Here is a 12,552-nt window from a genome sequence, read left to right as displayed (position 1 = left end):
TACGGGCCCGGTTTGTCGGGGTTCGCGCTGCGCACGGCCACATACCACTCCGCGGGCGGGGGCCAAACCGCCCCCGCCACCCTTGGGCGGCCATGATGACACTTCCCTCCTGGGCCGCCGCACGCCCGTCCGGCGGCACCCGGGGCTCCGGGCCCGGCGGTCCGTCAGCCGGGCGCCCGGGCAGCCGGTCGGGCGGCCCGGTGGGTGACCCGGCGGGCGGGCGATCAGCAGTCTGACCAGTCCGACAACACTCCCAGTTCCGGTGACCGTCGTACCCTTGGTAGGTGACCGACGCCGTAGCAGCCATCCCAGAAGAAGCAGCCCCGGTCCCGCTCCTCGAACCGAAGGAGGGGATCCCGCCCGTCGTGGCGGACGAGCAGGCGCTGGCCGCCGTCGTCGCCGCCTTCGCCGCGGGCACCGGACCTGTCGCCGTCGACGCCGAGCGCGCCTCCGGCTACCGCTACGGGCAACGGGCGTACCTCATCCAGCTGCGCCGCGCGGGCGCCGGCTCCGCGCTGATCGACCCGATCGCCTGCCCCGACCTGAGCGGACTGGGCGCCGCCATCGCGGACGCCGAGTGGGTGGTGCACGCCGCCACCCAGGACCTCCCCTGCCTCGCCGAGGTGGGCATGAGACCGGCCCGGCTGTTCGACACCGAGCTGGCCGGGCGGATCGCCGGCTTCGCCCGGGTCGGCCTGGGGCCGATGACCGAGAACGTGCTCGGGCTGAGCCTGGCCAAGGAGCACTCGGCGGTCGACTGGTCCACCCGCCCGCTGCCCGAGCCGTGGCTGCGCTACGCCGCTCTGGACGTCGAGGTGCTGGTCGAGCTGCGCGACGCACTCGAACAGGAGCTGGACGCCCAGGGCAAGCTCGACTGGGCCCTGGAGGAGTTCGCCGCGATCGCGGCCGCGCCCCGCCCCGCCCCGCGCACCGACCCGTGGCGGCGCACCTCGCAGCTGCACAAGGTCCGCCGGCGCCGCCAGCTGGCCGTGGTGCGCGAGCTGTGGCTGACCCGCGACCGGATGGCCCAGGAGCGCGACGTCTCCCCGGGCCGGGTGCTCTCGGACGCCGCGATCGTCAACGCCGCGCTGGCCATGCCGCTGAACATCGCCGCGCTGCAGGCCGTCCAGGGCTTCGGCCCGCGGCTGCACCGGCGCCAGCTGGACCAGTGGCTGGCGGCCGTGCAGCGCGGCCGGGAGGTCCCGGAGAACCAGCTGCCGCCGGCCGCCGCCCCGCACGACGGGCCGCCGCCGCCGCGGGCCTGGGCGGAGAAGGACCCGGTCGCGGCCGCCCGGCTCTCCGGTGCCCGCGCCGCGGTCAGCGAGCTGGCCGAGCGCCACCACCTGCCCGCCGAGAACCTGATCACCCCGGACCTGGTGCGCCGGGTCTCCTGGGAGCCGCCGGCCGACCTGAGCGGCGACGGCGTGGCCGCCGTGCTGCGCCGGCTCGGCGCCCGGCAGTGGCAGGTCGACCTGGTGGCGCCGGTGGTCGCCGCCGCCTTCGCCACCGCCGCCACCGCAGGCACCGCCGAGGCCTGATCCGGCCGGAGCGCCCGGGCCCTCCCACGCGGCCCCGGCCCCGCCGACCGACTCCCGTGAGGGGGCGCCGTCCGTTACGGACGGCGCCCCCTCACGGCGTTCCGGGGGAGCCTTCCTGGTCGCGGTGGTGCCGGACGTGTCGCGGGACACATGGTCAGAACCCTCCGAGGGGCCTGGGCAGGTTGGTTACCGACCGGTAGCATGGCTTCTGACGCGGCGCCGCTCGGGATCTTCCGGCGGCAGCCTGCACACCCGAAATGTTGGTCCCTGGGAGGAGAGCCCCCGTGCCTCGTACCGCGAGGGACGTCGTCTTCGTCGATGGCGTCCGCACCCCGTTCGGCAAGGCCGGCCCGAAGGGCATCTACCACGAGACCCGCGCCGACGACCTCGTCGTCAAGTGCATCCGGGAACTCGTGCGCCGTAACCCGAGCCTGCCCGTCGAGCGCATCGACGAGGTCGCCATCGCGGCCACCACGCAGATCGGCGACCAGGGTCTGACCATCGGGCGCACCGCCGCCCTGCTGTCCGGCCTGCCGAAGTCCGTGCCCGGCTACTCGATCGACCGCATGTGCGCCGGCGCCCTGACCGCCGTGACCGCCACCGCGGGCGGCATCGCCTTCGGCGCGTACGACGTGGTCGTGGCCGGTGGCGTGGAGCACATGGGCCGCCACCCGATGGGCGAGGGCGTGGACCCGAACCCGCGCTTCGTCTCGGAGAAGCTGGTCGACGAGTCCGCCCTGTTCATGGGCATGACCGCGGAGAACCTGCACGACCGCTTCCCGCACATCACCAAGGAGCGCTGCGACGCCTACGCCGTGCGCTCCCAGGAGAAGGCCGCCAAGGCGTACGCCAACGGCGACATCCAGCCGGACCTGGTGCCGATCACGATCCGCAACACCAACCCCGAGGTCGGCGAGACCGGCTGGGGCCTGGCCACCGTGGACGAGCCGATGCGCCCGGGCACCACGATGGAGTCGCTGGCCGGCCTCAAGACCCCGTTCCGCCCGCACGGCAACATCACCGCGGGCAACTCGGCCGGTCTGAACGACGGTGCCACCGCCTCGCTGCTGGCCGCCGAGGACGTCGCCGAGGAGCTCGGCCTCCCGGTCAAGATGCGCCTGGTCTCCTACGCCTTCGCGGGCGTCGAGCCCGAGGTCATGGGCATCGGCCCGGTGCCGGCCACCGAGAAGGCGCTGGCCAAGGCCGGTCTGACCATCGACGACATCCAGGCCTTCGAGGTCAACGAGGCCTTCGCCGTCCAGGTGCTGTCCTTCCTGGACCACTACGGCATCGCGGACGACGACGAGCGGGTCAACCCGTTCGGCGGCGCGATCGCCTTCGGCCACCCGCTGGCCTCCTCGGGCGTGCGCCTGATGAACCAGCTGGCCCGCCGCTTCGAGCAGCGCCCGGACGTCCGCTACGGCCTCACCACGATGTGCATCGGCTTCGGCATGGGCGGCACCATCATCTGGGAGAACCCCCACTTCGAGGGTGGTAAGTGAGCATGAGCAACACCACTGAGCTGCTCCAGCAGGGCGCCGAGCTGTTCCCGGGCGAGGTCGTCACGACCGCGCACGTGCGCCACCTGGACCTGCCGCTGCAGGCCGGCAAGCTGGCCATGATCACCCTGGACAACGGCTTCGACCACACCAAGCCGACCACCTTCGGCCCGGGCTCGCTGCTCAAGCTGTCCGAGGCGCTGGACCAGGTCGAGGCCGAGGCCGCCGAGGGCAGGATCGTCGGCGCCGCGATCACCGGCAAGCCGTTCATCTTCGCCGTCGGCGCCGACCTCAAGGGCGTCGAGCTGCTCAAGCAGCACGCCGACGCGCTGGCCATCGGCAAGGGCGGCCACGAGGTCTTCAAGCGGATCGCCGCGCTGCCCGTCCCTACCTTCGCCTTCTACAACGGCGCGGCCATGGGCGGCGGCGTCGAGGTCGGCCTGCACTGCGACTACCGCACGGTGTCCGCGGGCGTTCCGGCCTTCTCGCTGCCCGAGGTCTTCCTCGGCCTCGTCCCCGGCTGGGGCGGCTGCACCATCCTGCCGAACCTGATCGGTGCCGGTAAGGCCGTCAAGGTCATCATCGAGAACTCGATGAACCAGAACAAGCAGCTCAAGGGCAAGGACGTGTTCGAGCTGGGGATCGCCGACGCGATCTTCGAGCCGGCCGACTTCCTGGAGCAGTCGCTGCTGTGGGCCGCCCAGGTCCTCAAGGGCGACGTCGCCGTCGAGCGCGAGGCGATCGACCGCGGCAAGGCCTGGGACGACGCCGTCCTCTGGGGCCGCATGGTCGCCGACGCCAAGGTGCACGGGGCCGCTCCGGCCGCGTACAAGGCGCTGGACATCATCGCCGCCGTCAAGGACGCCGACCTCGCCGACAAGGCCAGCCTCCAGGCCGGCTTCGACGCCGAGGACGCGGCCCTGGCCGACCTCATCATGAGCGGCGAGCTGCGCAGCGGCATCTACGCCTTCAACCTGGTGCAGCGCCGGGCCAAGCGCCCGTTCGGTGCGCCGGACAAGTCGCTGGCCCGCCCGGTCTCCAAGGTCGGCATCGTCGGCGCCGGCCTGATGGCCTCGCAGCTGGCGCTGCTGTTCGCCCGCCGTCTGGAGGTGCCGGTGGTCCTCACCGACATCGACCAGGAGCGTATCGACAAGGGCGTCGGCTACGTCCACGCCGAGATCGACAAGCTGCTCGGCAAGGGCCGGATCGGCCAGGACAAGGCCAACCGCCTCAAGGGCCTGGTCAGCGGCTCGCTGGACAAGGCCGTGGCCTTCGGCGACGCGGACTTCGTCATCGAGGCCGTGTTCGAGGAGATGGGCGTCAAGCAGACCGTCTTCGCGGACCTGGAGGCCGTGGTCTCGCCGACCTGCGTGCTGGCGACCAACACCTCCTCGCTGTCGGTCACCGAGATGGCCTCGAAGCTCCAGCACCCCGAGCGGGTCGTCGGCTTCCACTTCTTCAACCCGGTCGCGATCCTGCCGCTGCTGGAGATCGTCCGCGGCGAGCAGACCGACGACGCGTCGCTGGCCACCGCCTTCGCCGTGTCGAAGAAGCTCAAGAAGACCTCGGTGCTGTGCAAGGACGCTCCGGCGTTCGTGGTGAACCGGATCCTGACCCGCTTCATGGGCGAGATCCAGAACATCATCGACGAGGGCACCCCGATCGCCAGCGTCGAGAAGGCCGTCGAGCCGCTCGGCCTGCCGATGTCCCCGATCGTGCTGCTGGAGCTGGTCGGCCCGGCCATCGCCCTGCACGTCTCGGAGACCCTGGCCGGCGCCTTCCCGGAGCGCTTCACCGTCTCCGAGAACCTCGGCAAGGTGGTCAAGGCCGGCAAGCGCGGCTTCTACACCTGGGTGGACGGCAAGCAGGTCCTCGACCCCGAGGTGCTGGAGCTGCTGACCTTCGGCGACTCGGTGCTCACCGAGGAGCAGGTCCTGAACCGCTCCCTGGAGGCCGTGGCCCAGGAGATCGGCCTGATGCTGGAGGAGGGTGTCGTCGGCGAGGCCCAGGACATCGACCTCTGCATGATCACCGGTGCCGGCTGGCCCTTCCACCTGGGCGGGATCACCCCGTACCTGGACCGTGAGGGCGTCTCGGAGCGGGTGACCGGCAAGAAGTTCCTCGCCCCCGGCGTGGCCTCGGTGCCCGCGTAAGGCGTAGCGGTACGAGCGGAGCCCCCGGCGACCTGGTCGCCGGGGGCTCTCGCGTGCGCGGTGTCGGGCCTCGGTGCTCGAGGCGGTACCTCGGTGCTTGAGCGGTGCCTCAGTGCTTGAGGCGGTAGACGACGGTGTCGCCGATGACGCCGATCATCTCGTAGTGGGTGTCCAGCAGGTTCTCGATCCGCGGGACCAGCACCGGCTGGTACGGGGCGACGCCGGAGTCGTCCACGAAGACCTCGGGCAGGCCGTTGGCGAGTTCCTTGTCGAAGGTCTGCCAGGCGTTGTTGACGCTGAACTGCTCGCCGACGTTGCCGCTGCCGTCCTTGCCGCCGCTGTAGTTGGTGAGGAAGCCGGCAGTCAGGTAGCGGCTCGCGGGCTTGCGGTCGGCCAGCCAGTACAGCTCGGGGTGCATGCCCCAGACCAGCACGGTGTCCTTGGGGGTGGTCTGGGCGGCGACCGCGGTGGCGACCTCGGTGTTGCGGCTCATCTGCTCCCCCGGCCAGGCCAGCGCCAGGCCCCAGAAGACCGTGGCGGCGACCGTGGTGTACACCAGGACGGGCTTCCAGCGGATCGCCGAGGTGGCGACCGCCCCGGTGCCCAGCAGCACCAGCGGGGGCATCAGCTGGAGGTAGTAGTGGCCGAAGAAGTGGAAGCCCACGCTGACCGCGACGGCCGAGGAGAGCAGCCAGACCCACAGGTCGGTGGTCGAGCCGTGCTCCTCGCCGGCCACCGGCAGCGGGCGGTGGCGGTACTTGAACCAGAGCCGGCGGCCGACCGGGAACAGGAAGCCGAGGCCCGCCGCGGCCAGGATGCCGAGGTTGCCGAAGGCCCGGCCGAGCATCTGCAGCCAGGCGCCGCCGAAGGAGGCGTAGTCGCCGCTGCCGGTGACCACCCAGAAGAGGAAGCCCTTGGGCTTGGTGAGGATGACCGCCACCAGCGCTATCGGCACCGCGAAGCCGAACCCGATCTTGAACAGGGCGGGCGGCCAGCGCACCCCGCGTCGGCGGGCGTCCTGGAGGAGCATCCAGAGCACCGGCAGCAGCACCGCGCCGCCGGTCTGCTTGGTCAGCGAGCAGAGCGCGACCGCGATGCCCGCGGCCAGCCAGCGGCGGCGCTCGGCGTACCGGAAGGCGGCCACCATCGCGGGCAGCATGAAGACCTCGAAGGTCGCCGCCTGGGTGTCCTCCGGGGAGAGCCCGATGGAGACCAGCAGGTAGAGCAGTCCGGCGCCGGCCCCGGCCCGGTTGCCCCAGCGGCCGCGGGCGATCGAGGCCAGCAGGATCGCGGTGACCAGGTGGGCCGCCACCGCGAGGGTGCGCAGCGGCCACAGCGAGGCGGAGCCGAAGACGGCGAAGCAGGCCTGGTAGAGCCAGGGCAGCAGCGGCGGCTTGCGGTCCACCACGGTGTCGTAGAGCACCCCGCCGTCCGCGAGCATCCGGGCCTGGGTGGCCAGGAAGCCTTCGTCCGGGCTCCAGACGGGCCGGGCGAAGGACGGGATGTGGGTGGCCACCGCGACCAGGGTGAGCAGCGGCACCAGCCTCGTCCAGTACCCCTGTCGGATGTGGGTACGGGCGCGCGCGGGCAGGCGGTCGACCAGTCCGTCGAGGCGGGGGCGGGTGGGGGTGGGCACGGTTGACAACCTACCGGGCGGGAACGGCGCGTAGAGCGCCGGTCCCGCCATTCAGTGCGATTGTCAGCTCGTCCCGCGACGAACTGTTACGCAGAGACGACAATCGGGCGTCGACGGAACGGGCGACGGGTGGCCGGCCCGTTCCACCGGGGGCGGTTCAGGCCTTGACCGGCGCCGCGTCCAGCTTGGCGACCAGGGCGCCCACCTTCTCGGCGATGGCGGGGGCGGTCAGGCCGATCTCGGCCAGGATCTCGTTCCGGCTGGCGTGGTCCAGGAACTCCTGCGGGATGCCGAAGTCGCGCACCGGTACGTCCACGTCCGCGTCCCGCAGTGCCTGCGCGACGGCCGCGCCGACGCCGCCCACCCGGCCGTTGTCCTCGATCGTGACGACCACCCGGTGCTCGGCGGCCAGGCCCGGCAGGGCCTCGTCCACCGGCTTGACCCAGCGCGGGTCCACCACGGTGGCGGTGACGCCCCGGGCGGCCAGCAGGTCGGCCACCTCCAGGCTGGTCGGGGCCATCGCGCCGACCGAGACGATCAGCACGTCCGCGCGGTGGGCGCCGGAGGGCTCCCCGGCGGCGCGCAGCACGTCCATGCCGCCGACCCGGCCGACCGCGGCGACGGCCGGACCGACCGAGCCCTTGGAGTAGCGCACCACCGTCGGGGCGTCCTCGACCTGGACGGCCTCGCGCAGCTGGGCGCGGACCTGGTCGGCGTCGCGCGGGGCGGCCAGCCGCAGGCCCGGGACGACCTGGAGGATCGACATGTCCCACATGCCGTTGTGCGAGGCGCCGTCCGTGCCGGTGACGCCGGCCCGGTCCAGTACGAAGGTGACGCCCAGCTTGTGCAGCGCGACGTCCATCAGGACCTGGTCGAAGGCGCGGTTCAGGAAGGTCGCGTAGACCGCGAACACCGGGTGCAGCCCGTTGGTGGCCAGGCCGGCGGCGCTGGTGACGGCGTGCTGCTCGGCGATGCCGACGTCGAAGATGCGGTCCGGGAACTCCTTGGCGAACGGCGCCAGGCCGACCGGGTGGAGCATCGCGGCGGTGATCGCCACGATGTCCTCGCGCTCGCGGCCGAGCGCGACCATCTCCTCGCCGAAGACCGAGGTCCAGTCCTTGCCCGAGTTCTTGACCGGCAGGCCGGTGTCCGGGTGGATCACGCCGACGGCGTGGAAGCGGTCCTCGTCGTTGTTCTCGGCGGCGTGGTAGCCGCGGCCCTTCTCGGTGAGGCAGTGCACGATCACCGGGCCGCCGAAGCCGCGCGCCTTGGTCAGCGCCGACTCCAGGGCGGTCAGGTCGTGGCCGTCGATCGGGCCGATGTACTTGAGGCCGAGGTCCTCGAACATGCCCTGCGGGGCGATGAAGTCCTTGAGGCCCTTCTTGGCGCCGTGCAGCGTCTCGAACAGCTGCTGGCCGACCACCGGGGTGCGCTGGAGGGCGTCCTTGCCCCAGGACAGGAAGCGCTCGTAGCCCTGGGTGGTGCGCAGGGTGGCGAGGTGGTTGGCGAGGCCGCCGATGGTCGGCGAGTAGGAGCGCTCGTTGTCGTTGACGACGATGACGACCGGCAGGTCCTTGGCGTCGGCGATGTTGTTCAGCGCCTCCCAGGCCATGCCGCCGGTGAGCGCGCCGTCACCGATCACGGCGACGACCGGGTCCGCCTTGCCCTGGATCTTGTTGGCCTTGGCCAGGCCGTCCGCGTACGAGAGGACCGTGGAGGCGTGCGAGTTCTCGATCACGTCGTGCTCGGACTCGGCGCGCGAGGGGTAGCCGGACAGGCCGCCGCTCATCTTCAACCGGGAGAAGTCCTGGCGGCCGGTGAGCAGCTTGTGGACGTAGCTCTGGTGGCCGGTGTCGAAGAGGATGCGGTCGCGCGGGGAGTCGAAGACCCGGTGCAGCGCGATGGTCAGCTCCACCACCCCGAGGTTGGGTCCGAGGTGGCCGCCCGTCTTGGAGACCTCGGTCACCAGGAAGGTCCGGACCTCCTGGGCCAGTGCGGCCAGCTGTCCGGGCGTGAGCCGGTCGAGATCGCGCGGTCCCCGAATGCGGGTCAGCAGGGCCACCCGTTCCTCCTCGTTCAGTGTTCGCGGACCACGGACGGTCCGACGGGCGTCGCCGCCCGGTCCGGCGGCAGGCCGGTGGTCGCGGCCGGTACCGACCGGTCGAGTCTAATGTCCGCTACGCGGACGCCGAGCGGCGCGCCCGGTGCCACCGACCGGTTACCGCCATTCCCGGAGGTCGGTCGGGGGGCGCGGGTCAATCCTCATTGACGAACGGACGTTCTCCGGCGGTTGCGGCCGGACGGGTGAACGGGGGGAAGGCGGTCAGTGCCGGCCGAGCGCCCCGGACTCGCCCATCTCGCTCATCACCAGGGCCAGCGCGCCCAGCACCTCGGCCCGGCCGCCCAGGGTGCCGGGGACCACCGACAGCTGGCGGGCCGCGCTGGGGATCGCGTAGCGGGCCACCGAGTCGCGGATCGGGGCCAGCACCAGCTCACCGGCCTCGGCGAGGTCGCCGCCCAGGATCACCCGGCGCGGGTTGAGCAGGTTGCACAGGGTCGCCACGCCCGTACCGATCTGGCGCCCGGCGTCGGCGATCACCCGGCGGCAGCCCAGGTCGCCCTGGTGGGCCAGCTCCACCACCCGGGGCAGGGTGAGGTCCGGGCCGAGGGTCGAGGTGAGCAGCGACAGCAGGTAGCGGGAGCCGACGAAGGTCTCCAGGCAGCCCCGGTTGCCGCAGCGGCAGACCGGGCCCGCCTCGTCCAGGGTGATGTGCCCGATCTCACCCGCGGTGCCGCCCGGACCCCGGTAGATCTGGCCGTTGACGACCAGGCCGGCGCCGACCCCGCTGGCGATCTTGATGTAGGCGAGGTCGCTCAGGCCGCGGCCGGCCCCCCAGACCAGCTCGCCCAGCGCGCCCAGGTTGGCGTCGTTGTCCACGTGCACCGGCATGCCGAGCCGCTCCGCCAGCTCCCGGCCCGGGGCGATGCCCGTCCAGCCCGGCAGGATCGCGGTCGAGCCCAGCGCACCGGTCTCCACGTCGATCGGGCCGGGCACGCCGAGGCCCACCCCGATCACCTTCTCGGGACGGAAGCCGGCCTGCGCGAGGAGGCGCGCCACCATCGCCTCGGCGCGGTCGAAGCCCTGCGCGGCCGAGACGTCCACGTCGATCGGGGCGCTCTCCTCGGCCAGCACCCGGTGGGCGAGGTTGCCGACGGCCACCCGCAGGTGGGTGTGGCCGAAGTCGATGCCGACCACGATGCCCGCGTCCCCGCTCAGCGAGACGCTGCGGGCGCGGCGGCCGCCGGAGGAGGTGTCGGCGACCACGACGGTGCCGCTCTCCTTCAGTTCCCGCACGATGTTGGAGACGGTGGCCGCGGAGAGGCCGGTGCCGCGGGCGATCTCGGCCTGGGTGAGCGAACCGGCCATCCGTACCGCGCGGAGCACCCGTTCCAGGTTCGCCCGGTGCAGGGACGACTGTGAGCCCGGTGTGTCCGTCGACATGATCCACCCTCCCAGGGTGGGGAACCCTCCGCCGGGTGTCCCCTTCAACTCCTGAAGGGTACGGGTCGGGGGCCGACGGGTGGGGGCCGCTGCGCGGGCCCGCGGCGGGCGGGGGCGCGGGGCTAGCGGCGGGCCGGGCGTGGGGGCGGGGTGGCCGGGGGGTGAAGGTGTTGCGCGGTGGGGGGAGGCGGGGCCCGGATCGGGTGGTCCTGGGAGCGGGCGAAAACCGGCCGCCACTAGCATGGTGCCCAATCTCACCCGTCCCACCGGGCCGCGGTCGGTACCGGCAGGGGGACGCATCCAGACATGACGGGGAATCAGATGGCAGGGGATCACCCTACGCCGGGTGCAGGCGATGCATCCGGCAGCGGCCCGCAGGGCAATCGGGGCGTTTCGTTCGGGCGGCCGGCGGGCGGTGTGGATCCTGCCGCCGTCGCGGACCAGATGACCCAGCTCGACGGCTCGGCGGTTCCGGGGCAGGGCGGGCCGCCGGCCCAGCCCCCGATGCCCCCGGCACCCCCGGCGCCCCCGGTCCAGCCCCCGGCGGGTGGGGCCGACTACGCCGCGTACGCGCCGACGGCCGCCGGGATGCCGGCCCAGCCTCCGGCGGGTGCGCCGATCGGCCCGTACGACCCGGCGCCCGGCGGGGGCTACCCCGGGGCGGACGCGGGGCAGGGCTACGGCGGCGGGTACAACTACCAGCAGCAGCCGGGCTACTACCCCGGCGCGCCGGTGCCGGCGGCCCCGAAGCAGCGCAACCCCGTGATGCTCTGGGGCGGGATCATCGGCGGTGTGCTGGCGATCGCCATCGTGATCGGGCTGGTCGTGCTGCTCAAGCCCAGCCCCAAGCCGGACCCGAACCCCGGCCCGGTGGCGAACTCGGGCGGCACCAGCACCGTCGGCGGCGACAACGGCGGGAACACCGTCGCTCCGGCGCCCGCGCCGGACGGCACCAAGGCCACGTTCAACGTCGCCTGGAACGCCCCGACGCCCTCCAACACCGATGCCACCAACCAGCTGCTGGGCATCTGGGGCACCGACAAGTACGCCGTCCGCGTCGACAGCGACGGCGTCAAGGCCTACAACCTGGTCGACGGCAAGCAGGCCTGGAACATCCCGGTGCCGTCCGGCAGCAAGGAGGTGTGCAGCGCCTCGTACACCGCCAACTCCAAGAACGTCGCCGCCGTCGCCTTCAACACCGGTGACTACGACTGCTCCACCATCGGCGCCGTGGACCTCACCTCGGGCAAGCTGCTGTGGACCGTCAAGGCCACCGCCGACCGGCTGTCCCAGCCGACCCTGAGCGTCACCGACAACGTGGTCGCCGTCGGCGGCAACGCGGTGGCCGGGCTGAACATCTCCAACGGCCAGCCCGCCTGGCAGTACCAGCCCCGCGACAAGGACTGCACCATGCGGGCCCGCGCGGCCGGCAGCCAGATCGCCATCAGCGACCGCTGCTACATGACCAGCGGCCCGAAGTCGCAGCTGGTCATCGTGAACGCCGACTCCGGCAAGGCGGCGAGCAGCCCGATCACCCTGACCGGCACGATCGAGCAGGTCGACTCGGTCGTCCAGGACAAGCCGCTGGTCCTGGTGATCACCAACGGCCCGAACGGCGACTACATCCTGCCGTTCGACAAGGACAACAAGCCGGGCAACCAGATGTCCGTCAAGGAGGCCGGCTCGGACAGCCTGCGCCTGTCCGGCCAGGACACCGCCTTCACCCGCAACGTGGTGAGCGGCAGCACCCTGTACGTCCAGGTCAACCCGACCAAGCCGGCCATCAACGCCTACGACCTGAACACCGGCAAGCGCCTGTGGGCGGCCAGCCCCGGTTCGGCCAGCGGCAGCGACATCCGCCTGGTCACCGGCACCGACAAGGACGGCAAGGTCCGCGCCCTGGTCTCGCAGGGCTACGACAAGCCGTCCCGGCTGGTGACGCTCTCGCCGACCGACGGCTCGATGACCGACATCGGCACCGTCGCGAACGCGAACGGGAAGTTCGACATCAGCATGAGCACCTCGGTGTACTACGTCTCGGACGACGGCAACGCGGTCTACGCGTTCCGCCGGTACACCAACACCGACGGTCCGCTGACCAAGTGGCGGAAGTGACGCACTCCGGTCGGTGAGGCAGTGAGGGCGGGGCGGGTCGGGGCCGGTTGGCCCGGGCCCGCCCCGCCCCCGTTCTCCGGCCGGTTCTCGGGCCGGGTTCTCGGGGCGG

At 72.4% G+C, this 12,552-nt stretch carries 7 protein-coding genes; 4 read left to right on the top strand and 3 right to left on the bottom strand.

Features of this window, described 5'->3' with window-relative positions; genetic code table 11:
• The first annotated feature begins 284 nt into the window (after positions 1-284).
• The 3 genes from ACFC1T_RS15030 (at position 285) to ACFC1T_RS15020 (ending at position 5,190) form a co-directional block, all read left to right on the top strand.
• Complete coding sequence (locus ACFC1T_RS15030; RefSeq protein ID WP_375888286.1) at positions 285-1,538, top strand: HRDC domain-containing protein; 1,254 nt, start codon at positions 285-287, stop codon at positions 1,536-1,538.
• Positions 1,539-1,822: 284 nt separating this feature from the next.
• Complete coding sequence (locus ACFC1T_RS15025) at positions 1,823-3,040, top strand: thiolase family protein (RefSeq protein ID WP_375888284.1); 1,218 nt, start codon at positions 1,823-1,825, stop codon at positions 3,038-3,040.
• 2 nt (positions 3,041-3,042) lie between these two features.
• A complete protein-coding gene (locus tag ACFC1T_RS15020; RefSeq protein ID WP_375888282.1) occupies positions 3,043-5,190 on the top strand; it encodes a 3-hydroxyacyl-CoA dehydrogenase NAD-binding domain-containing protein in 2,148 nt (715 codons plus the stop codon).
• A 109-nt stretch (positions 5,191-5,299) separates the two neighbouring features.
• On the opposite strand, the gene ACFC1T_RS15015 is transcribed toward ACFC1T_RS15020, so the two are convergent.
• The 3 genes from ACFC1T_RS15015 to ACFC1T_RS15005 all read right to left on the bottom strand — a co-directional run bounded on the left by ACFC1T_RS15015 (position 5,300) and on the right by ACFC1T_RS15005 (position 10,328).
• The gene (locus tag ACFC1T_RS15015) at positions 5,300-6,826 is read right to left on the bottom strand and encodes an ArnT family glycosyltransferase (protein WP_375888279.1); all 1,527 of its coding nucleotides are present in this window, start codon (positions 6,824-6,826) and stop codon (positions 5,300-5,302) included.
• A gap of 157 nt (positions 6,827-6,983) precedes the next feature.
• Positions 6,984-8,888 carry a 1-deoxy-D-xylulose-5-phosphate synthase gene (dxs, locus tag ACFC1T_RS15010; RefSeq protein WP_375888277.1) on the bottom strand — a complete coding sequence of 635 codons (1,905 nt, stop codon included), beginning with the start codon at positions 8,886-8,888 and terminating at the stop codon, positions 6,984-6,986.
• A 261-nt stretch (positions 8,889-9,149) separates the two neighbouring features.
• The gene (locus ACFC1T_RS15005; RefSeq protein WP_375888275.1) at positions 9,150-10,328 is read right to left on the bottom strand and encodes an ROK family protein; all 1,179 of its coding nucleotides are present in this window, start codon (positions 10,326-10,328) and stop codon (positions 9,150-9,152) included.
• Positions 10,329-10,772: 444 nt separating this feature from the next.
• Here ACFC1T_RS15005 and ACFC1T_RS15000 point away from each other — a divergent pair, with 444 nt between their 5' ends.
• Entirely contained in the window at positions 10,773-12,443 is a 1,671-nt protein-coding gene (locus ACFC1T_RS15000) for a PQQ-binding-like beta-propeller repeat protein (protein ID WP_375888274.1), read from the top strand.
• The last annotated feature ends 109 nt before the right edge of the window (positions 12,444-12,552 follow it).

The organism is Kitasatospora sp. NPDC056076, assembly GCF_042266305.1.
Classification (GTDB): Bacteria; Actinomycetota; Actinomycetes; order Streptomycetales; family Streptomycetaceae; genus Kitasatospora.
The sequence above is the reverse complement of the archived record's forward strand: the minus strand, read 5'-3'. Positions and strand labels throughout refer to the sequence as shown.